We start from the raw sequence: 20,297 nt of genomic DNA, 5'->3' as shown, positions 1-20,297 counted from the left end.
TCACGCCAACCGGGCCGGAAAGAACATCATCTGGATCTGACTGACCACGAGATTGGTCATGAAGATGCAGAAGACACTGAGTACCACCGAGGCATTGACCGCGTTGGCCACGCCTTTCGGGCCGCCCTTCGCTTCGAGACCTCGCAGGCTGGCGATCAACACGACGAGCGCCGCGAAGATCACCGACTTGAGCACGGAGAAGACCAGATCGGTCGGTGTCGCGAAGGAGCCGAACGATTGCCAGAAACTGCCGGGCACCACATCGTTGACATTCGCCGAAATCACCAGCCCCGCCGCCACACCGGCCGCGACGATGACGATGCACAGCATCGGTGCGATGGCGACCATCGCGATGAACCGCGGAACGACCAGTCGCTGGACCGGGTCGATTCCCATGACCCGGATCGCTTCGATCTCCTCGCGGATCGCACGGGCACCGAGATCGGAGGCGATCGCCGATGCGGCCGCACCGCTCATCAGCAGTCCCGCCGCCATCGGCGCCCCCTGCCCCACCACGCCCAGCCCACTCGCGGCTCCTGCCAGCGAGTTCGCGCCGACCTGGTTCATGATTCCACCGACCTGCACCGAGACCTCGGCACCGATCGGCACCGCCATCAGCAGCGCGGGAAGTGCGGTGACCTTGAGAAGTTTCCACATCTGCGTGGCCACCTCCTCGAGGGGCAACCGCAGGGCGATCGTGTCGGATACCGTGTATTTCAGGATGTTCACGGCGAGCTCACCGGATCGCCCCAAAGTCGCGAGGCTGCGAATGGGCGTGTCCTTCAGGTATTTCCCCACCGCGGCGATCGACGGACGCGGCCGCCGTCGCTTCTCCGCTGCGTCCGGCTCGATCGGCGCGACGTCCACGGCGATCGGGACCTTCACACTCGTCACTTCGCAACTCCCGTGTCGAATCCCGCTGCCTCGAAGTACATTCGGTCCGTGTCTGCGTCTCCCGGACTCCACTCGTCGCCGACGCCGTCCGCTCCGAGGCTTTCCTGGATCGCGATCTGCGCGTTCTCCGGCAGGGTGTGCATGATGTGCCGGACCCGTTCCTGACGACGGGCCACGGCCTGCCGGAACGGCATCCCCGGCGTCGCCTTCATCTGCGGAACGATCCCCTCCACATCGTCGACACCACCGGCATGATGCCCGGCATCGACCATCGCCTGCTCCTGCGCCATCTGCGCCTCGTCCTTCTCCTCCGACATCCCGATCGGACCGATCATCGTGCCGTTCAGGAACTGCTTGACCACCGGCTCCTCGCTGGTGAGCAGCACCTCCCGCGGACCGAACATCACCAGATGCCGGCGGAACAACATCCCGATGTTGTCCGGCACCGTCCGAGCCAGATTGATGTTGTGCGACACGATCAGAATCGTCGCATCGATCTCCGCGTTGATGTCGATCAACGTCTGCGAAATGTAGGTGGTGCGCACCGGATCCAGACCCGAGTCCGGCTCGTCGACGAGAATGATCTGCGGATCCAGCACCAGCGCCCGCGCCAGCCCGGCACGCTTGCGCATACCACCGGAGATCTCGCCGGGCAGCTTGTCCTCGGCCCCGAGCAGGCCGACCAGTTCCATCTTCTCCATCACGATCTTGCGGATCTCGGACTCGGACTTCTTCGTGTGCTCGCGCAACGGGAATGCCACGTTGTCGAACAGGTTCATCGACCCGAACAGCGCGCCGTCCTGGAACAGCACCCCGAACAACTTCCGGATCTCGTACAGCTCCTTCGAGGAGCACTCGAGAATGTTGGTGCCGTCGATGACGATCGACCCCTGCTCCGGACGGAGCAGACCGATCAGCGACTTCAGGAACACCGACTTACCCGTGCCCGACGGCCCGAGCAACGCACTGACCTCACCGGCCGGAAGGGTCAACGTGACGTTCTGCCAGATCCTCTGCGAGCCGAAGGACTTGGTCAGTCCCTCGACGGATACCTCGACTCCCACCATTACCTCCGTGTATTCAGGCGTCGAACGCGCCTCGGATGTTGCAGGGCACTTGCGGCCTCGGGCCGGAACCCACAGCCGTCCCGCCGCGCACATCGAATACAGCTTGTTTGCAGCATTTTTCATCGAATCGCGGACGATGGACGGCGAGTTCACGACCTCCAGCTGTGATACAAATTACGTCGCACGTAATACGTTATACGGCTTTTGACCGTCCAGGCAAGAGCAGGAAGCGAAATGGCTCATCTGCGAAATACGCGCCGGCATAGGCATTCCCGACCGATTCGGCCGTGACCAGGCACGGGAACCGTCGACCAGCATACTTAAGGACATTAGATTTACCGGGTGAAAGCACAAAGAAGCCGTGCCCCCTCGGGGACACGGCTTCTTTTGGACGCGGGCGACTACGGCAGGAAGGCCGGCAGGACGAATTGCCTCATCATCTGCCGGTGCGAGGGATCGGCAGGATCCGAATTATCCAGTCTCGGAGCGAGCATCAGCTGCACGAGGGTGATCCAGGAGCACGCCTCGTCGGTGTCTATATCCGACCTCATTTCGCCGCCTGCCTTGGCGTCGTCGAAGATCGGCCCCCACAGTTCGGTGGTCAGACTCGTTGCGAGGGGGATCGTCTCGAGCCACGACTCGCCGCCGACGTGTTCGGGGCTGACGAGGATGCGCACGATCGGATCGTTGATCCCGTCGTACACCAGGTAGATGAGGCCTTCGATCAGCCTGTCCTCGAACGTCGCACACTCCATCAGGAACTTGCGGCCACGTTCGAGCGTCTGACGCGATCGCCACCTGATCAACTCGGTGGTGAGCGTCTCGCGGTCCTGGAAATACCGGTAGACGGTCGGGCGAGAGACCCCCGCCTCCTTGGCAATGTCCTCCATGGTGGTCTTCGAGATCCCGAAACGAAGAATCATCGTCTGGGCTGCCACGAGTATCTGAGACCGTGCGACATCGGCGTCCTGGCTCAGCACACCGGCGGTCTTCCTTCTTGCCATCCTCGCTCCAGACACCGTCACTTCCGACCAGCCACCCGACCAGTCGCGATACAAATGACAATACACGTAAGTTGTTGCATACCGGGGGCGACGTCCACTCCATTACACCAAAAGAGCGAGGCAGCTGCCCGAAGTCCCACAGGACCACGGACAACTGCCTCGGACGTCCGCCCGGCCTCAGGCCGACGGAGTGAAGGTGATCGGGAGCCGGATGCAGCCGCGAACCTGGGTGGCGTGCAGGATCGGCGGATCCTCCGGAACCAGTCGGTAATCGGGCAACCGCTTGTGAATCTCCTCCATGGCCAGCTTGAGCTCGATTCGTGCCAGGTGAGACCCGATGCACCGATGAGGACCGGCACCGAAAGAGAGGTGACGGTTGGGCGAGCGGTCGATCCTCAGCTCGTCCGGATCCTCGAACTCGTTGCCGTCGCGATTCGCCGAGCAGAGCAGCACGATGAGCTGTTCCCCCTCCGCGATCGTGACGCCGCCGATCTCGACGTCGCGGGTCGCTCGCCGGCCCGCGATCACCGCAGCCTCGATCCTCAGAATCTCCTCGACCGCCGCCGGGATGGTGTCGGGATCGTCCACGATCTCCTGCCGCTGCCCCGGATTGTTCGCCAGGTGGATGATCCCCCACGCCAGTGAACCCTGGACCGTGTGCAGGCCCGCGATGAGCAGGAGGAAGAACATGCGATACAGCTCTTCGTCGGTGAGCAGCCGTACCCCGTCCTCCATCTCGATCGGGGTGTTGATGATCTGCGCGGTCAGACTGTCCGAGGTGTTCTCACCGGACCGCACTCCGGCGACGATGGCACCGAAGTAGCCGAAGATCTGGTTGGCCGCATCCTCGCGGGCCTTGGCCGATTCTTCTTCCGTTCCACCGGGAATGCCCTGCAGTGCAACGTCCGTCGTCTTGGTGAACATCTCGGCGTCTTCGAGGGGCCAGCCCATCAGGGCCAGGAACACCCGCGTCGGCAGCTCGTGGGCGAACTCCGAGATGAACTCGGCTTCACCGCGTGCCGCGAAGTCGTCGATGAGCTCGTTGATGACGTCCCGGATCTGGGGCTCGAGTTCCTTCATCCGCTTGGGACTGAACAGCGGTTGCAGCGCCTGCCGGTAGAACGTGTGCTCCGGCGGGTCCAGCTCGATCGGGATGAACTTCCCCTGGCCCGCGTTCACGAGATTGTTCGGGTAGCTGGAGAAGGTCTCCGGATCACGCAGGACCTGGTGTATCTCCTCGTAGCGCGTCACGATCCAGTGACCGCCGTGCGCCTTCGAATACACGACTGGGCCGATGGCCCGCAGCGCCGCCGCGCGTTCCTGGAACACGTCCTCGGGCATCGCCAACGTCTGGTCGTAGACGTCGAAGTCCACGATGAGGTTCTCGGGTAGTTGGGTTGTCGTCACTGCTTCTCAGCCTTCCGAATTCGGGAGTTCGACGCTCAGCGCGCGTTCGGGGCACATCTCGACGAGGGCACCCAGTTGATCTCGTAGTTCCTCGGGAACAGGTTCGGCCACGACGATGGGGAAGCCCTGGTCGTCGCTGTCGACTATCTCGGGTTCCGCGCCGTAGCAGAGGCCGTGGCCCGCACAGGCGGATCGGTCGACCTTCAACGACTGCGCACGGTTCTGCGCATGAATGGTCATCGACGGACGCTCCGCTCAGTCGACGGGAAGCGTGGGAGTCGGCGTGTCCTCTTCGAACATCATCGCGACTCGTGACAGTGTGCCACCGTCCGTCGCGGGCAGCGTCAGACCGGAAATGTATGCGGAGTCGTCCGACACGAGGAAGAGTGCGACCTTCGCGTTGTCCACGAGCGACGGCGGACGCTGGAGCTTGAGCGGAATCGGCGAGACGCCCGGATCCCACGGTCCCGCGGTCTCCTCGTAGGACTGGCCGATCACCGGGGTGCCCGGGCCCATCAGGAAGTTCGGCGACATCCCGTGCGTGGGTGCGAGGGCATTGACGCGGATGCCGTAGCGTCCGAGATCCAGGCTGAGGCCACGAACCAGGCCGTTGACACCGGCTTTCGTCGCCGAGTACATCGCGATGCTGTGATAGGCGGCGAAGGAAGCCGCGGACGACGTCGCCAGGATGGTGCCGCCGCCGTTGGCCCGCATCGCAGGCACAGCAGCCTTACAGGAGTACACGACGCCGCTGAGGTTGACTCCGAGAACGTGCTGCCAGTCCGCATCCGTGAGGTCCTGGAACTCCACGTGTTCGCCGCCCGCCACCGACGGGACACCACCGCGGGAGACGACACCCGCGTTGGCCCACATGATGTCGAGCTTGCCGAACTGCTCGACGGTGGTCTCGACGCTGCGGTAGACGGCGGCCTCGTCACTCACGTCGGCGGTGATGGCGATCGCCGTTCCGCCCTGCTGTTCAACCAGTTTCGCGGTCTGTTCGGCTCGGTCGCCGTCGATGTCGACGACCGCCACCTTCGCGCCTTCCGATGCGAACAACTGCGCACCCTGGCGTCCGAGCCCGGATCCACCTCCGGTGATGACGGCGACTTTGTCCTGAAGTTTCATGTGAACTCCTCTGTGATGATTCGTCAGATGCCGGAGACTTGCGGTGCATGGGACATCGTCCGGCGAAGTCGGGCGGCGAGACTGTTCCGATCCTCGACGGCGGGGCTGTCGCCGGTCGAGAGGATCGAGTGCGGGCCGCATCCCCGATCCGACTAAACCTTATACCGTTAGGTGATGAGACGTCAATCACTTTCTTCGACGCGCGCCGGGTCGGCGCGCATCAGGGTGATATCAGCCGGAAATAGATGCACTCGAAGCGATTTCAATCATCGAGGCGGTGTCCACGAGCTTCACGCGCGGCCGGCCCGATTCCCTGCCGAGTCGCCGCTCGTGCGCGTCGATCGCCTTCCATCCGTCGTAGTCGATGCGCTCGGGACGCCGCTCCGCAACCAGCCGGCGGAGATCCTGCCGGCCACCCCCGGGAGCCGCCAATCGACCGGAGTGGAAGTCGTCTACGAGTTTGTCGACAGTTTCGGCGGCGCACGCCTTGTTGGTTCCGATGACGCCGGAGGGACCTCGCTTGATCCACCCGACGGTGTACACACCGGACATCGGTCCACTCGCGTCCGGTTCCAGCACACGACCTCCGACGTTCAGCATCGTGGATCGTGCACCCGAGACGGGGATTCCCGCGACGGGGATCCCCCGGTACCCCACCGACCGCAGGACCAGACCACAGTCGACGTCCTCGACGACACTTGTGGGAGCCGCCCTGGAACGGCCGTCCGCATCCTGAACCAGCTCGTTGCGGACCAGGCGGATCCCCTCTACCCGGCCGTCTCCCAGAACCGATACCGGAGAAAGCAGGTAGCGCAGCGCAATACGTTTGTATCCCGGAATGTGCGGGGCGGCGGCGAACTCTGCGACGATCCTGGCTTTCATCGCCTCGATCGAGTCGGTCCGCCCATCTGCCTCCCGCACCACCTCCTCGGGCCGTACCGCGACAGTCACGCCGGGGAGATGGCCGAGCGCGAGCAACTCCGGATTCGTATACGCCGCTTGCGCCGGACCTCTCCGGCCGACGACGAGCACTTCTCTGATCCTGCTCTCCGACAACGCTTTCAATGCGTGCGGGGCGATGTCGGTCTTGGTCAACTCGGCGGTGCCGGCGACGAGCACTCGGGCCACGTCCAACGCCACATTGCCGTTGCCGATGATCACGGCGCGCTCGCCCGACAGGTCGAACGTGCGGTGCGCGTGGTCGGGGTGACCGTTGTACCAGGCCACGAATTCCGTTGCCGAGTGGCTTCCGGGCAGGTCCTCACCGGGAATCCCCAGCGAGCAGTCGGCGGGGGCGCCGACCGCGTAGATCACCGCATCGTGATGCGCGAGCAGGTCGTCGTGAGTCAGGTGCGTGCCGACCTCGACGTTGAGGTAGAAGTCCACATTCTTCCGCGACGCCGTCTTCTGGAAGAGGGAGGCGACCGCCTTGGTCCCCTGATGGTCCGGTGCGACACCGAATCGGATCAGCCCGAATGGTGTCGCAAGCTTCTCGAAGAAGGAGATTTCCACGGCGGGACCGATCCGGGACAGCAGGTTCTCGGCCGCGTAGCAGCCGGACGGCCCGGAACCGACGATCGCCACCCGCAGCAGTGCGCGTTCGGACACCCGGGCAGCCTCGGCAACGGGACGTTCGGGTACGGGGACGGGCTGATCCCGGTTCGCGTAGAACGCCGCGTTGATCTCCTCGTAGCGCGCGGTTTCCGGAGTCAGGTCGTAGTCGGGAACGATCGCGTCGACCGGGCACGCATCGATGCATGCGCCGCAGTCGATGCAGCCGACCGGATCGATGTACAGCATCTCCGCGCTGCCGTAGCCGGGCTCGTTCGGAGTGGGATGGATGCAATCGACTGGGCAGACCGCGACGCAACTCGCGTCGTTGCAGCAGGATTGCGTAACTACATGAGCCAACGTGAGCTCCTATCGCCTGATGACCGGATCGGTGGAACGCTGGGTCGCGTCACGTTTTACAGTGATACAAATTACGTTAGATGTAATGTTGTCGGTGTGTCAAGCCTCACACCGCCACAAAAAAATCGGGCCCACACGCCACCCGGCGTGTGGGCCCGACCGACTGCGGGGCAGCCGAAAGGTCAGAGGTTGCGCAGCCGCACGATCTCCTTGTCGAACTCGTCGATGCTCTCGACGGAACTCATGTGACCGACGCCGGGCAGGACGATCAGGCGCTCGAGGTGACCGGCCTCGTCCAGGACGCGAGCGAGCTTGCGGGCATGGACGGGTGGGGTCAACCGGTCCATGGAACCGACGAGCACCGTCGTCGGAACCGCGAGGTGGTCGAGTGCCTCGTGGATGTCGAGGCCGCTGAGGGCAGCACCCCAGCCGCCGCGGATGCGCGGCTTGCAGTCCCGGACGATGTTCTCGCAGAACTGGACCTCGGCGCGCGAAGCGTTCGGCGACATCGACACGTACTGCAGCGCTCGCGTCATCACCGGCGAAGACACCAACGGGACCGGGGTGCTCAGGACGGCGCGGCCGACCGGAACCGGCACGCGCGGAAACCGATTCGGCAACGGTATGACGGTGGTCTCGGCGACGAGCCGGTCGCAGGCGGTGCTGGCGAGCAGGACCGCGGACGCATATTCCTTGACCTCGCCGGGGTACCGTCCCGCCCACGCCATGATGCTCATGCCACCCATGCTGTGACCCACGAGCACGGCCTTCTTGCCTTCACGCACCGTCGCCTTCAGCACCTCCGACAGGTCGTCGGCGAGGACGTCGGGACCGAGCGGAAGCGATCCGACCGAGCTGCGGCCGTGCCCACGCTGGTCGTAGGTGATGACGCGGTACTCCTCGGCGAGCGCATTCACCTGCGGGTACCAGTACTCGGTCGAACACGTCCAACCATGGCTCAGCACAATGGGATCGCCGTCCACCGGACCGTAGGCGCGCACGTACAGCGTCGCTCCGTCGTCGGTGAGGATCTCCGTCACGTCCGGGCGCAGGTCCGGGGTGCGCAGCAATTCGTTCGGGGCCACCTCGGTCGACAACGTCAACCCGCGGGTGGCGCGCTTGTGACGGATCGCCGCTGCCGCGGCGGCGACGGCGCCGACCCCGGCTGCGCCTGCGAGCGCCCGGAAGGCGATGGTGCGCGAACTGCTGGTCATTCCTGCCCCTGTCCTGTCTCACTTGCTCTGTTGGTGTCTGTGCCCGACGCCGGACCCGGTGTCTCGCCGAGTTGCCGGGCCGCCCGCTCGAGGGCCCGGGAGATCTGCTCCTCCATCGCCTCTTCGAACAGCGACTGGACGGCGTCGTGCGCGAGGGGACGCATCTGGTCGACGAGGCGCGCGATTGCCGAGACCTTCGCCTCGTCGAGTTCGAGCGGCTCCCCCTCGGCGGCGAGGTAGCGGTCTGCGACGACGGCAACGAACCGCGCGGCGACGTCCGAGAGATCGCGTCGCACCGCCGCGGTCTGCTCGAGGACGTCCTCGAGCGGGATGCCTGCGTCGACGAGGACCTGCGCCGCCTCGATCAGTCGCGGATTGTCGACCGAATAGTCGTCCCCGGCGGGAACGAGCACACCGAGTTCGGTGCCGCGGGCGATGTTGGCCTCGGTGGTCTGCGCCCCGAACATGCGTTTCAGCTCGGCGATCGTCAGGCGTGCCGCGGGCCTGCGCTTCTTCCAGCGGCTGCCCGGGTCGTCGGTCTCCAGAACGTCCTTGACCTGGAGTCCGTAGTGCGCGGCGGTGAGCAGTTCGCTGATGGTCGCGAATGTGTAGCCGCGATCGAGCATCCGCCCGATCAGGTGCAGCCGCGCGAGGTGCGAGTCGTTGTACCACCCCGTGCGCCCCTGCTTCCGCGGCGGCGGGAGCAGTCCGCGGTCCTGGTAGACGCGCACGTTGCGCACGCTCACCCGCGCCTCGCGTGCGAGGTCGTCGATCCGGTATTCCGTCATCGGACGGTGTTCGCCCGTCGGAGCAGCAGCCGGGACGTCGGGCGGGCATCGCTCGCCGATTCACGCTGATGGACGACGGACATGTCAGCTCCCTCGGTAGCCGTACAACCACCATAGCATTGACACAATGTCCATTGTCATCGTCAGGGCGCGAAAGGCCCCGACCTTCACGGAGCCGTGAGGAGGAGCGGTAACTGTCCGGCCGGAATGCCTACCAGCGAGGTCCGCGCTGCACGTCGTCGACACGGGGGCGCACGTCCACGAGATAGACGCACACCGCGACGACCGCGACGATGCCGAACAACTGCACGGCGGGGAACAGCAGGAGGACGAGAAACGCGACCGCGAGAATGCTCAGCCAGATCGGTTTGCTCAATTTGTCCACGGCGGTGAACGCATCCTTGCGCTGGCGGGCCGCGTGGAACAGCGCGTACGCAGCACCACCCAGAGCGACGATGCGAATCACCAACAAGATCACCGAGACGACGCCGTCAACTTGAATCACAGCCCCATCCTACGAGGTGGGCACGCAAACGGCCCCCGCACCGAACGTGCGGGGGCCGAAAAGCGTGAAGGATCAAGCCTTCTTGACCGGAGCAGCCTTCTTCACCGGAGCGGCGGCCTTCTTGGCCGGAGCCGGAGTTGCCGCAGCCTTGGCCGGAGCGGGAGCCGGAGCAGCCTTCTTCGCGGGAGCGGCAGCATGCTTGGCCGGGACCGCCTGGTCGGCGCGGGCATGGACGTCGGCCGCGGTGGCGGTGACGCGATCGGCAGCGCCCTTCGACGCTTCCTCAGCCTGGTCGCCCAGGTCGAGAACCTTCAGGGCAGCCTCGTCGCCGGCGTCGGCGATGGCCTCGCCGAGTCCCTCGGCGGTGTCGGAGATGCGACCCGAAGCGCGGCCCGCGAGCTTCGCGGCCTGCTCGCCCACGGCGCGCGTCTGGCGGGCCACGGTGCCGAGAGCTTCCTCGGTCAGCTCGACTGCGTCGCCGAAGGCGGTCTCGGCGCGGCCGATGCCCTCCTCGACGACCGGCTGCTTGCGGATGCGCTCGACGGTGTCCTCGCCGCGCTCCGCGAGCGACGTGTACAGGTCGGATGCGACCTTCAGGTAGGCCTCGGCGACCTTGCGCAGCTCGTCGGCGGTGAACTTCTCACGCAGCTCGGCGAGCTCCTCGGGCAGCTCGGACGGCAGTCCGGCGAGGCGGTCGCGAAGGTTCTCGACACCCTCGGTGACCTCTTCCTGCAGTCCGGCGAAGCGCTCCTTGGCGCCGCCGACACGCTCTTCGACGTCACCCTGGGTGGACTCGGCGCGCGAGCGGACCTGGGCGACGACGTCGGCCACGGCCTGCACCACGACGTCTCCGGCACCTACGGCCGCATACAGCGAGGTCTTGACGCTGTCGATGGTCTTCTGGTCAGTCATCGGCTTTCTCCTCTTCAACGGTGGGGGGTTCTGGTTCCGGCGTCTGGGAATCAGAACGCTGGTGTTCTTCTGTCCGAAGCTCGGACGTCCGGGATTCGGCCGCTTCCGCCGATTCGTTCTCACGACAGAACGACTCGTAGATCTCGAGCAGCACCTGCTTCTGCCGCTCGGTTATGGCCGTATCCGCGAGCAGAGCGTCACGGAGGGGACCGTGTGGCCGCTGCTCGAGGTAACCCGCCTGGACGTACAGGACCTCCGACGAGACCCGGAGACCCTTGGCTATCTGCCCAAGCACCTCGGCCGAGGGCTTGCGCAACCCACGTTCGATCTGACTCAGATACGGATTACTGACACCGGCCAGCTGCGCCAACTGCCGCATCGACACCTGGGCTGCTTCGCGCTGGGCACGAATGAAACCTCCGATGTCGTGAGCGGCGTTGCTGACTACGCGAGCTGCCAGATCTCCTGCACCGGCCGCATCGCGGTCATCGCTGGCCATCAGTCCTCCGTGTTGCTGGGCAGCACCAAGCCTAAAGCAGGGTGCTAGCAATTGCAAGCACTCTGTTAGCACCCAGCTAGCGGGCCGTTCCGCGGGACGTCAGCCGAACAGCAACGTCGAGAACGTGTAGATCAGCAGGCCCGCGATCGCACCGACCACGGTGCCGTTGATACGGATGAACTGGAGATCGCGGCCCACCTGGAGCTCGATCTTCTTGGACGCCTCCTCGGCGTCCCAGCGCTCGACGGTGTCGGAGATGATCGCGGTGATCTCGTCGGTGTAGTGGACGACGACGTAGCGCGTGCCTGCGAGCACCCACCCGTCGACCTTGGTCCGCAGCTCGTGGTCGTCGCGCAGCCTCTCGCCGAATCGCACGACGTTCTCCGCGACCTTCGTGCGCAGCGTGCTGTCCGGGTCGTCGACGGACTCCATGATCAGGCGCTTGGCGACCTTCCACGTCGCCGCGGCGAGGCCGGTCACCTCCTCGCGTCCCATGATCTCGGCCTTGATCTTCTCGGCCTTCTCCATGGTCGCGGGATCGTTCTGCAGGTCGTCGGCGAAGTCGACGAGGAAGCGGTTGGCCGCCTGCCGCACCTCGTGCTCCGGGTTGGACCGCACCTTCCAGGTGAATTCGACGAGTTCCCGGTGGATCTTCTCGCCGAGCATGGCGTCGACGAACTTGGGCGACCAGGCCGGCGAATCGCGGCTGACGATCCGGTCGATGGTCTCCTGACTCCCGAGGGCCCACTGGTGCGCCCGCTCGGCGAGCAGATCCAGGATCGGCAACTGCCGGTTCTCTCGCAGCAGTTCGCCGAGCACCCGTCCGATCGGCGGCCCCCACTGGGGCTCGGCCAGCCGGCGCACCAGCGTGCTGTCGATGATCTGCTGCACGTCCTCGTCGCGGAGGATCTCGACGAAGCCGCGCAGGATGGTGGCTGTCTCGGCGGCGACCCGCGCGGCATGCTTCGGCTGCGCCATCCACGTGCCCAGCCGGAGCGGGATCTCCGCGGCCTCCACCTTGGCGGACACCACCTCGGGGGCCAGGAAGTTCTGGCCGACGAAGCTGCTGAGGCTCGCCCCCAGCTGATCCTTCTTGCGCTTGATGATCGCGGTGTGCGGGATCGGCAACCCCAGCGGATGCCGGAACAGGGCCGTCACCGCGAACCAGTCGGCCAGCGCGCCGACCATGCCTGCCTCCGACGCGGCCCGCACGTAGCCGACCCACGCCCCCGCGCCCCGAGATTCCTGCCACCGGCACACGAGGTAGACCACGGTGGCGAAGACGAGGAAGCCCGTCGCGACAGCCTTCATCTTGCGAAGATCGCGACGCTTCGCATCGTCGTCGAAGACGGAAAGGCTCAATTGATCCACAGACGCCATTGTGCCCAAGGTCGACGCGGGGGCGGTCGCCCAGCCGCGGGACGCGCGCCCGCACAGACGGCGTTGTGCCGTGAGACAAGACCCGCGCACTAAGCTGACAGGAGATCGCGACACGAAACGGATGTGAAGAGAGTCAGTGGCGAACGACGGCGTGAAGGATCCCGAGCAGGTGACCGAGTCGATGACCAAGCTGGACAAGGCGGCAAAGCCCGATGGGCGCAAGCGCCGCTGGCGTGAGCACAAGATCGCGCGCCGAGAAGAACTCGTCGACGGAACGATCGCCGCCATCCGCCTGCGTGGACGGGACATCGGCATGGACGAGATCGCGTCCGAGATCGGCGTCTCCAAGACCGTCCTGTACCGCTATTTCGCGGACAAGAGCGACCTGACGAACGCGACCATGGCGCGGTACGTGGAGACCACGCTCGCCCCCCGGATCTACGAGGCCATCGGCGGAGACCTCGACGACTTCGAGTTGACCCGCGCCACGATCACCGCATACGTGGAGACGGTGGCGTCGGATCCCGACGTCTACCTCTACATCATGGCCAACGGTTCCGGCCCCGGCCGCGAGACGGTCGCCGACTCGGAACGGATGATCGCCGAGGTGCTCTCCACCGTTCTCGGCGAGCGGCTGCGGCAGATGGAGATGGACTCCGGCGGCGCAGTTCCCTGGGCGTACGGAATCGTCGGCGGTGTGCAACTGGCCACCCACTGGTGGATCTCCAACCGGTCGATGTCGGTCGAGGACCTGATCAACTACCTCACGATGATGACCTGGGGTGGCGTCACGGGCATCGCCGCGGTCAACGGCTCGCCCGCCCGCTTCAATGCGATCCCGCACCCGCTGCTGCCGCCTGCCGACGCGACCGAATAGGCATCGGTCAATCTTGTGTAACTCACAGTTACAGGTAAACTTGCCCGTGTGAACGAACACGAGGAAGAAGAAGAGGGCTACCGCGGCCCCGCCGACGTCGTCGTCGGCGACCGTCCCGCCGTGACCGTGCAGGTCCAGTTGGCGGGAAACTTCGAACCCATCAGCGGTCGGTACGTCTGGCACGGCCGCGTCCGCACCCTGACGGATGCCCTCGGCGCGGACGCAGACCTGTCCGCAGGCACGGAACTCCGGATCACCAGCCCGGAAGGCACGGCCACCGCCCGGATCACCGGAGTGGATCTCTGGGGAAGCCATCTCGTCGACGGAGTGACGCCCCCACCCTTCAGCCGGGTGTGAACTCGAAGTCCGCCGGATCGACCTCCCGCGTCTGCCGCCAGTAACGCACGGTCGAGCCCGGCCAGATCGCGCGGTTGACGCCGTGCGAGTCCAGATACCAGCTCACGCATCCGCCACGGGACCACACGCCCTTCGACAGCTTCCGCTGAATGTCTGCGTTGAACCTGCTCTGCACGGCCGGCCGGACGACCGCAGCGTCCGCGCCGCGCCGGTCGACGAGATCCATCAGCCGGAGGGCGTAGCGAATCTGCGACTCGATCATGAACACGACCGAATTGTGACCGAGCCCGGTGTTGGGGCCGAGGAGGAAGAACGCGTTGGGGTAACCCGCGACGGTGATACCGAGATGAGTGCGGATGCCGTGCTCCTGCCATTCATCGGCGAGGCGCCTGCCGTCGACCCCGGTGAGGGCGACGCTCTCGAAGCCGTCGGTGACGTGGAATCCGGTGGCGTAGATGATCGCGTCCACGTCCCGCTCCGTCCCGTCCCCCGCGACGATGCCGTGCGGCCGGACCTCCGCGATACCCTCGGTGATCACGACCGACCTCGGTGAGATCAGCGCCGGGTAGTACCTGTCCGACCCGAGGATCCTCTTGCAGCCGATGACGTAGGACGGGGTGAGCTTGCGGCGGAGTTCGGGATCGGTGACGGTCCTGTTCAGATTCCCCCGCGCCGCGCTCTCGATCGGCTTCATCAGGCGGAAATGCCCGTTGAACCCGAGCGCGAGCGATTCGTAAGTCCAGTAGACGGCGGCACGCGCCATCCGTCGTGCCAGCGGGACCCGGCCGAACAGGCGCCGCGCCTTCTGCGGGATACGGAAGTTCAAGCCCGGGATCACCCAGGGCGGCGTCCGCTGATACAACTGCAACTCGGCGACGTCGCCCACGATTTCGGGAACGAACTGGATCGCGCTGGCGCCCGTGCCGATCACCGCGACCTTCTTGCCCCGCAGGTCGTAATCGTGGTTCCACCGCGCCGAATGAAACGCGGTGCCCTCGAACGTGCCGGCTCCCGGCAGATCCGGGACGTTCGGGATGTGCAGGGAGCCGATCCCGGACACCACGAACTGGGCGACGTACTCGTCGCCCGACTCGGTGTGGATGTGCCAGCGGCAGTGTTCGGCGTCCCAGTAGCCGCCCATCATCGTGCGGCCGAAATGAATGTTGCGCCGCAGGTCGTACTTGTCGGCCAGTCCGCGCAGATAGTCGAAGATCTCCGCCTGCCCCGACCACATCTGCGTCCAGTCCGCGTTCGGCTCGAACGAGAACGAATACAGGTGCGAGGGCACGTCACACGCACAGCCCGGATATGTATTCTCCCGCCACGTACCGCCGACCTCCCGCGCCTTCTCCAGCAGGATGAAGTCGTCGCGCCCACGCTTGCGTAGCTGGATGGCCGTGCCCAGACCGGAGAACCCGGTCCCGATCACCAGGACACGGCACTGATGCACCTCGCCGCCCACACCTCCATGTAACGCTCCTGTGGCACTGTCTGTACATGGCAGAGAACGCACGCGGATTCTGGACGACGCCGGCAACCGAGGCCCTGCGGTCACACCCGGGTCGGCGGATCGCCGAACTCGACTGCGGGAGCACACCCGGATTCGTCGGCGACAAGTCGGACGGCGTCCAGCTGTTCGAGGAACGCGGCGCGGTGCTGTCCGCCCTGCAGGAGAAGCTCTACGCCAACGGACGATCCGGCGACCGGCGGTCGGTGCTCCTCGTGCTCCAGGGTATGGACACCGCGGGTAAGGGCGGGATGGTCCGCCATGTCATCGGGCACGTGGACCCGCAGGGAGTCGATCACGCCTCCTTCGGTGTTCCCACTCCCGAGGAGAAGCGTCACCACTTCCTGTGGCGGATCGGCAAGGCCGTCCCCCGCGGCGGGCAACTCGGCGTGTTCGACCGGTCGCATTACGAGGACGTGCTGGTGGTCCGGGTTCACGATCTCGTGCCCGAGGCAGTCTGGAGCGGCCGCTACGACGAGATCAATCAATTCGAGAAGGAACTCGTCGCGAGCGGCACGACCCTGGTCAAGGTCGCGATGTTCGTGTCACTCGACGAGCAGAAGTCGCGGTTGCGCGAGCGTGTGGAACGCCGCGACAAATACTGGAAGTACAACCCGTCGGACGTCGACGAGCGCTTGCTGTGGCCGGCGTACCAGGACGCGTATCAGGCCATGCTCGACCTGACGTCGACCGACTACGCGCCGTGGCACGTGGTTCCGTGCGACCGCAAGTGGTACAGCCGGCTCGCGGTCACCGAACTGCTGATCGACGCACTCGAGAAACTCGACCTCGACTGGCCGCCCGCCACTTTCGACATCGACGCGGAAAAGCGGCGGCTCGCGGAATCCTGACGCCGACCGGGAGCGCCGCAGTCAGAAGAGGTGCGGCGATTCGTGATGCAACCTGTGGTCGTGGCGCACGGTTCCGCCGTACAGCGCCATCGCTCCGGCCAGTGCGACGACGCACAGAGACCCGGAGATCACCGCCCAGCCGCCCTGCCCGGATCCCGCGGCGACGAGGAACCCGCCGAGACAGACCACCGAGAGCAGAACCAGTGCGAAGCTGACCCAAGCTGCGAAGAGATTGAGTTTCATTGCACTCACCTCACCTTCGAGAACGTGGTCCCGACGCTACGCCCGACCTGCACCGACGACAAGGCGGGCCGGTTTTCTTCGAGCCGCGGTGGGTAATCGAATGTCATGAACCTCGAGAGCGTGTTCCGGAAAGCGGAGGCCGCCGGATTCCTCGACGGCGGCAGCCGGTTTCTGCAGCAGCGGATCCAGGGGGCGCTCGGTTCGTCCGGCGCGGGCCCGTTGTTGCGCGGGTCCTGGCTCGGGCACCCCGTGCATCCCGTTCTCGTCAGCATTCCCATCGGCGCGTGGGTCGGCGCGAGCATCTTCGATCTGGCATTCCGCGATCACGTCGGCGCACGCAGGCTGATCGCCCTGGGACTACTCGCCACTCCCCCGACGCTGATGACCGGCTGGGCGGATTGGGCCGACCGCGACACCGTTCAGCGCCGCGTCGGACTGATCCACGCCGAGGCCAACGCCATCGGTGTCGTGGCCATGCTCGCCTCCTACCTTCGCCGCAGACACGGGACCGACGGACGCGCTGTCGCCACCAGCACCGCGGGACTCCTCGCGATCGGCATCGGCGGCGCGCTCGGCGGGCATCTGACCTACGCAATGGGCGCAGGGGTCGACGAGGTGCGGGAGGGTCCGCGAACGGACTCGCCCCTCACTTCGGTGGGATGAAGAATCGAGGAACGTCATGATCGTGCTCGGACTGATCTTGCTCCTGATCGGATGGCTGGCCGGCATCAACTGGCTCTGGACCATCGGCATCATCCTCGTGGTGATCGGTGCGGTCCTGTGGATTCTCGGCGCGACCGGGCGTGCGGTCGGCGGCAGGCGTCGCTGGTACTAGAACGCAACACCGGCCGGCTCGTGTCACCCGTCCCGTGACCGAATGCGAGTCGGTCGGTTTACAAACCCGAACTTCGGGAATCCCCGTGGCATGACGGCCATTCATCGCGAACCCAGACCTCCCGTGTGCGGCGGGCAGCCGATGAGAACGACCGCCGTCGGCACCTCGAGACGATTACGGATTTCGATGGTCTCCGCCAACGCCAGTCCCCTCGACGTGTCGGACGGCGCCGAAGTCGGAGGGCAGAGCATTCATCTCGCCGAACTGTCGGCGGCCCTCACGAGGGAGGGCCACGACGTCACGGTCTACACGCGGGCGGAGAGCGAGGACGCCCCGGCACGGGTCACAACCGCGGGCGGGTACACCGTCGTGCACGTTCCGGTCGGCCCCGCACGGCCGATGCCGGAGGCCGAGATCCTCCCGCTGATGGGGGCATTCGGCAGCTTCCTGAAGGCCGAATGGGAGGCCGAGCGGCCCGACATCGTCCACGCCCACTACTGGATGTCCGGGATCGCGACGCAACTCGCGGCCCGCACACTCGGCATTCCGGTGGTCCAGACGTTCCACGCACTGGGAGTGGTCGAGCAACGGTTCGAGCACGCCGACACGTCGAGCACCCACAACCGAATTCACCTGGAGCAGTTGATTGCCCGCGGCGCTACCCGTGTGGTGGCGACGTGCACGGACGAGGTCTTCGAACTCTCCCACCTCGGCCTGCCCCGCTCGCGCACGTCCGTCGTTCCGTCCGGCGTCGACGTCAAGGAGTTCACGCCCGACGGCCGCGCCGACGAGAAGGGCAAACGCCACCGCCTCGTCATGGTCGGCAGGCTGGCGCCGAGCAAGGGCTTCGACACTGCCATCGAGGCGCTCACCCACTTCCCCGACACCGAACTCGTCATCGCGGGCGGACCGGCCGCAGACGACGTCGCCGACGACCCCGAAGCGTCCAGACTGCTGACGCTGGCCCGTGAGACGAAGGTGCGCAACCGGGTACGGATCGTGGGGCGGGTGCCGCGAAACGCCATGCCCGCGTTGCTGCGCTCGGCGGACGCCGTCGTGTGCACCCCGTGGTACGAGCCGTTCGGCATGGTGCCGCTGGAGGCGATGGCCTGCGGCACCCCGGTGGTCGCGTCCGCCGTCGGCGGCATGCGCGACACGGTGGTCGACGGCATCACCGGACGCCTGATCTCCCCGCGCAACCCGGTCCGCCTGGCCGAGGCCCTGCGACAGATCTTCGACGACGACGCCCTGCGCACGGGATACGGCATGGCGGGCTGCGATCGCGCCCGCGCCCGCTATTCGTGGGACCGGGTCGCCACCGACACCCTCCGCGCCTACGGGCGCTGTGTGTCGGCCCCTCCGCGCACGAGTCGAACCGGCGCCCACTGAACTCGGGCGCCGGCTCGGCCGGTTACGCCGTACGGCCGTGCCAGGCCCCGAGGGCGCTGTCCACGGACGCGAAGCAGGGGAAGCTCGACTCCTGGCCCGCCGCCCTGAGCAGCCGGTAGACCGGCCGGCCACAGATCATCGCCCACGTCCGCCCGTCCCGGACGTTCGTCTCGTGAACGGTGTCGAGCACCGACAGACCCGCGGTTCCGATGAAGTCCACCTTCGACATGTCGAGGATAAACTGCCCCTCGGGCGAGATCCGCGTGCACACGTAATCACGGAACCCCGGTGCACTGAACAGGTCGATCTCGCCTCGCACCCCTACCAACATCACCCCGGAACCGAGCCTCTCGGAAGTGAATTCCGCGCTCGCACAGCGTGTCGGAGCGGAACCGACGGCCGCGAGCGTTACTCTCGGCTTGTACGTGGTACCGAACTCCGTGCCCGAACACGCCATTTCAGGTTCTGGGACCCCTTGACCAACAGACATGGCTCACCCCATCTCGAACATTGAGAGGGGAAGCGGAGCACCTGCAGACAGACCCGACCTCGGACACATGACACTGTCTGCTACGGCAGCGCTTCCCGACATCGGCTGTGTGTTCAACCTCGGTTCGAGACTACTCCCGCCTGTGATGTGTCACAAGGAAATAACAGATACTGGGGCCCTCATTTGCCCTGGTGAGCGTTTACAAACCGTTATGCACGGTTGTGCGGGCAGAAACAGCCGCCACGACACGTTCTGCGACCACCCGAAGTTTGACGTTCTCGCGCTGCGAACGGGTGACGAGGACATCGAATGCGGTCTCGGCGTCGAGACCCCTCAACGCCATCACGATTCCCTTCGCCTGGTCGATGACGGAACGGGAACGAAGTGCGATACGAAGTTGCTCGATCAGATTTCTCGCCTCGCCGTACCGTCGCGCGTTGCGCACCGCGACCGATGCCGCCTCGACGTGCAACTCGAGCACCGACTCGTCCATCCGGTGGAAGGCGTGCGGCAACAGTCCGTACAGATTCAGTGCCGCCGACTGCTCCGGGCCGGGCAGCGGCACGGACAGATAGCTGTGGACGCCTGCCGGTTCGGAACTCGCGGCGTACGCCGGCCACCTCTCGTACGCGGCGGCGCGGTCGGCGCGCACCGGTTCACGGGAGCGCACCGCGTCGAGCGCGGGACCCTCACCGAAGCGGTACTGCAACTCCTCGAGTGCCACGACGTCGTCCGAGGTCGCCGCCGCCGTCACCGGTCCGGTCGCCCGGAGAACGGTGACCCCGGCCATCGCCGCACCCGGGAACGTCGACACGATCCGACGGCACACCGTGTTCAGCGCGACCTCGAACTCGTCCTCGGGCTCGAGCAATTCGAGCACGGAGTCGAGCGAGACGGTGACCGCGTCGGCATCGACGTCACTCGTCAACGTGTGCAGGTGAATCTCGTCAGGCATCCCACTCACTCGTCTCCCGTGACCATCATGACCCTGCCGAGGGCCTCAGGAACGCTGATCGTGCCGCCAACACTACCCGCGCAA

At 65.8% G+C, this 20,297-nt stretch carries 23 protein-coding genes; 6 read left to right on the top strand and 17 right to left on the bottom strand.

All coding sequences use genetic code 11. The features are described 5' to 3' along the window. From CJ179_RS19095 to CJ179_RS19035, 13 genes are all read right to left on the bottom strand, one after another. The gene (locus tag CJ179_RS19095) at positions 1–807 is read right to left on the bottom strand and encodes an ABC transporter permease (protein ID WP_095862746.1); all 807 of its coding nucleotides are present in this window, start codon (positions 805–807) and stop codon (positions 1–3) included. An 83-nt stretch (positions 808–890) separates the two neighbouring features. Next, entirely contained in the window at positions 891–1,961 is a 1,071-nt protein-coding gene (locus CJ179_RS19090) for an ABC transporter ATP-binding protein (RefSeq protein WP_095862511.1), read from the bottom strand. A gap of 401 nt (positions 1,962–2,362) precedes the next feature. After that, a complete protein-coding gene (locus CJ179_RS19085) occupies positions 2,363–2,965 on the bottom strand; it encodes a TetR/AcrR family transcriptional regulator (protein WP_072939675.1) in 603 nt (200 codons plus the stop codon). A 177-nt stretch (positions 2,966–3,142) separates the two neighbouring features. Further along, entirely contained in the window at positions 3,143–4,372 is a 1,230-nt protein-coding gene (locus CJ179_RS19080; protein WP_072939672.1) for a cytochrome P450, read from the bottom strand. A 6-nt stretch (positions 4,373–4,378) separates the two neighbouring features. Then, complete coding sequence (locus CJ179_RS19075) at positions 4,379–4,612, bottom strand: ferredoxin (protein WP_072939670.1); 234 nt, start codon at positions 4,610–4,612, stop codon at positions 4,379–4,381. Positions 4,613–4,627: 15 nt separating this feature from the next. Then, on the bottom strand, positions 4,628–5,500 hold the full coding sequence (locus CJ179_RS19070; RefSeq protein ID WP_012689023.1) for an SDR family NAD(P)-dependent oxidoreductase: 873 nt from the start codon (positions 5,498–5,500) through the stop codon (positions 4,628–4,630). A 231-nt stretch (positions 5,501–5,731) separates the two neighbouring features. Further along, positions 5,732–7,411, bottom strand: coding sequence for an FAD-dependent oxidoreductase (locus CJ179_RS19065; protein ID WP_095862510.1), 1,680 nt, complete (start codon positions 7,409–7,411; stop codon positions 5,732–5,734). Between the two features lie 182 nt (positions 7,412–7,593). After that, entirely contained in the window at positions 7,594–8,625 is a 1,032-nt protein-coding gene (locus CJ179_RS19060) for an alpha/beta fold hydrolase (protein WP_095862509.1), read from the bottom strand. Then, positions 8,622–9,413, bottom strand: coding sequence for a MerR family transcriptional regulator (locus CJ179_RS19055; protein WP_095862508.1), 792 nt, complete (start codon positions 9,411–9,413; stop codon positions 8,622–8,624). Before CJ179_RS19055 ends, CJ179_RS19060 begins: the two co-directional genes overlap by 4 nt. Positions 9,414–9,624: 211 nt before the next feature. Further along, positions 9,625–9,918, bottom strand: a complete 294-nt coding sequence (locus tag CJ179_RS19050) for a DUF2516 family protein (RefSeq protein WP_005251878.1) — start codon at positions 9,916–9,918, stop codon at positions 9,625–9,627. A 72-nt stretch (positions 9,919–9,990) separates the two neighbouring features. Then, positions 9,991–10,830 carry a major lipid droplet protein TadA gene (tadA, locus tag CJ179_RS19045; RefSeq protein WP_072939659.1) on the bottom strand — a complete coding sequence of 280 codons (840 nt, stop codon included), beginning with the start codon at positions 10,828–10,830 and terminating at the stop codon, positions 9,991–9,993. After that, positions 10,823–11,329, bottom strand: coding sequence for a helix-turn-helix domain-containing protein (locus CJ179_RS19040; protein WP_012689029.1), 507 nt, complete (start codon positions 11,327–11,329; stop codon positions 10,823–10,825). Before CJ179_RS19040 ends, tadA begins: the two co-directional genes overlap by 8 nt. 99 nt (positions 11,330–11,428) lie before the next feature. Further along, entirely contained in the window at positions 11,429–12,700 is a 1,272-nt protein-coding gene (locus CJ179_RS19035; protein ID WP_095862745.1) for a DUF445 domain-containing protein, read from the bottom strand. A 190-nt stretch (positions 12,701–12,890) separates the two neighbouring features. Here CJ179_RS19035 and CJ179_RS19030 point away from each other — a divergent pair, with 190 nt between their 5' ends. Continuing rightward, positions 12,891–13,586, top strand: a complete 696-nt coding sequence (locus CJ179_RS19030) for a TetR/AcrR family transcriptional regulator (protein ID WP_225858509.1) — start codon at positions 12,891–12,893, stop codon at positions 13,584–13,586. 48 nt (positions 13,587–13,634) lie between these two features. Beyond that, positions 13,635–13,943, top strand: coding sequence for a DUF4873 domain-containing protein (locus CJ179_RS19025; RefSeq protein ID WP_095862507.1), 309 nt, complete (start codon positions 13,635–13,637; stop codon positions 13,941–13,943). On the opposite strand, the gene CJ179_RS19020 is transcribed toward CJ179_RS19025, so the two are convergent. Beyond that, positions 13,930–15,405, bottom strand: a complete 1,476-nt coding sequence (locus CJ179_RS19020; RefSeq protein WP_083395789.1) for an NAD(P)/FAD-dependent oxidoreductase — start codon at positions 15,403–15,405, stop codon at positions 13,930–13,932. The two genes, CJ179_RS19025 and CJ179_RS19020, sit on opposite strands and share 14 nt — an antisense overlap. A gap of 35 nt (positions 15,406–15,440) precedes the next feature. Between CJ179_RS19020 and CJ179_RS19015 the strand changes: the two genes are divergently transcribed. Next, positions 15,441–16,301: a polyphosphate kinase 2 family protein gene (locus CJ179_RS19015; protein WP_095862506.1), complete on the top strand. Its 861-nt coding sequence runs from the start codon at positions 15,441–15,443 to the stop codon at positions 16,299–16,301. Between the two features lie 21 nt (positions 16,302–16,322). On the opposite strand, the gene CJ179_RS19010 is transcribed toward CJ179_RS19015, so the two are convergent. Continuing rightward, the gene (locus CJ179_RS19010) at positions 16,323–16,544 is read right to left on the bottom strand and encodes a hypothetical protein (RefSeq protein WP_072939646.1); all 222 of its coding nucleotides are present in this window, start codon (positions 16,542–16,544) and stop codon (positions 16,323–16,325) included. Positions 16,545–16,649: 105 nt separating this feature from the next. Here CJ179_RS19010 and CJ179_RS19005 point away from each other — a divergent pair, with 105 nt between their 5' ends. The 3 genes from CJ179_RS19005 (at position 16,650) to CJ179_RS18995 (ending at position 18,768) form a co-directional block, all read left to right on the top strand. Next, positions 16,650–17,207, top strand: a complete 558-nt coding sequence (locus CJ179_RS19005; RefSeq protein ID WP_095862505.1) for a DUF2231 domain-containing protein — start codon at positions 16,650–16,652, stop codon at positions 17,205–17,207. A gap of 16 nt (positions 17,208–17,223) precedes the next feature. Continuing rightward, positions 17,224–17,379: a DUF6131 family protein gene (locus CJ179_RS51385; protein ID WP_095862504.1), complete on the top strand. Its 156-nt coding sequence runs from the start codon at positions 17,224–17,226 to the stop codon at positions 17,377–17,379. 186 nt (positions 17,380–17,565) lie between these two features. Further along, positions 17,566–18,768 carry a glycosyltransferase gene (locus tag CJ179_RS18995; RefSeq protein WP_072939642.1) on the top strand — a complete coding sequence of 401 codons (1,203 nt, stop codon included), beginning with the start codon at positions 17,566–17,568 and terminating at the stop codon, positions 18,766–18,768. A gap of 22 nt (positions 18,769–18,790) precedes the next feature. Here CJ179_RS18995 and CJ179_RS18990 read toward each other — a convergent pair whose 3' ends face one another. Continuing rightward, entirely contained in the window at positions 18,791–19,099 is a 309-nt protein-coding gene (locus tag CJ179_RS18990) for an STAS domain-containing protein (protein WP_225858508.1), read from the bottom strand. A 358-nt stretch (positions 19,100–19,457) separates the two neighbouring features. Beyond that, on the bottom strand, positions 19,458–20,213 hold the full coding sequence (locus CJ179_RS18985; protein WP_072939639.1) for a GAF and ANTAR domain-containing protein: 756 nt from the start codon (positions 20,211–20,213) through the stop codon (positions 19,458–19,460). Between the last annotated feature and the right edge of the window lie 84 nt (positions 20,214–20,297).

This window comes from Rhodococcus sp. ACS1, assembly GCF_002300155.1.
GTDB classification, from domain to species: Bacteria; Actinomycetota; Actinomycetes; order Mycobacteriales; family Mycobacteriaceae; genus Rhodococcus_F; species Rhodococcus_F koreensis.
The sequence above is the reverse complement of the archived record's forward strand: the minus strand, read 5'-3'. Positions and strand labels throughout refer to the sequence as shown.

What these genes read in the sequence shown, in the direction of transcription:
- CJ179_RS19090 (WP_095862511.1), bottom strand. Translation starts at nt 1,961, where the DNA reads ATGGTGGGAGTCGAGGTATCCGTCGAGGGACTGACCAAGTCCTTCGGC.
- CJ179_RS19085 (WP_072939675.1), bottom strand. Translation starts at nt 2,965, where the DNA reads ATGGCAAGAAGGAAGACCGCCGGTGTGCTGAGCCAGGACGCCGATGTC.
- CJ179_RS19075 (WP_072939670.1), bottom strand. Translation starts at nt 4,612, where the DNA reads ATGACCATTCATGCGCAGAACCGTGCGCAGTCGTTGAAGGTCGACCGA.
- CJ179_RS19070 (WP_012689023.1), bottom strand. Translation starts at nt 5,500, where the DNA reads ATGAAACTTCAGGACAAAGTCGCCGTCATCACCGGAGGTGGATCCGGG.
- CJ179_RS19060 (WP_095862509.1), bottom strand. Translation starts at nt 8,625, where the DNA reads ATGACCAGCAGTTCGCGCACCATCGCCTTCCGGGCGCTCGCAGGCGCA.
- CJ179_RS19055 (WP_095862508.1), bottom strand. Translation starts at nt 9,413, where the DNA reads ATGACGGAATACCGGATCGACGACCTCGCACGCGAGGCGCGGGTGAGC.
- tadA (WP_072939659.1), bottom strand. Translation starts at nt 10,830, where the DNA reads ATGACTGACCAGAAGACCATCGACAGCGTCAAGACCTCGCTGTATGCG.
- CJ179_RS19040 (WP_012689029.1), bottom strand. Translation starts at nt 11,329, where the DNA reads ATGGCCAGCGATGACCGCGATGCGGCCGGTGCAGGAGATCTGGCAGCT.
- CJ179_RS19030 (WP_225858509.1), top strand. Translation starts at nt 12,891, where the DNA reads ATGACCAAGCTGGACAAGGCGGCAAAGCCCGATGGGCGCAAGCGCCGC.
- CJ179_RS19015 (WP_095862506.1), top strand. Translation starts at nt 15,441, where the DNA reads ATGGCAGAGAACGCACGCGGATTCTGGACGACGCCGGCAACCGAGGCC.
- CJ179_RS19010 (WP_072939646.1), bottom strand. Translation starts at nt 16,544, where the DNA reads ATGAAACTCAATCTCTTCGCAGCTTGGGTCAGCTTCGCACTGGTTCTG.
- CJ179_RS19005 (WP_095862505.1), top strand. Translation starts at nt 16,650, where the DNA reads ATGAACCTCGAGAGCGTGTTCCGGAAAGCGGAGGCCGCCGGATTCCTC.
- CJ179_RS51385 (WP_095862504.1), top strand. Translation starts at nt 17,224, where the DNA reads ATGATCGTGCTCGGACTGATCTTGCTCCTGATCGGATGGCTGGCCGGC.
- CJ179_RS18995 (WP_072939642.1), top strand. Translation starts at nt 17,566, where the DNA reads ATGGTCTCCGCCAACGCCAGTCCCCTCGACGTGTCGGACGGCGCCGAA.
- CJ179_RS18990 (WP_225858508.1), bottom strand. Translation starts at nt 19,099, where the DNA reads ATGTTGGTAGGGGTGCGAGGCGAGATCGACCTGTTCAGTGCACCGGGG.
- CJ179_RS18985 (WP_072939639.1), bottom strand. Translation starts at nt 20,213, where the DNA reads ATGCCTGACGAGATTCACCTGCACACGTTGACGAGTGACGTCGATGCC.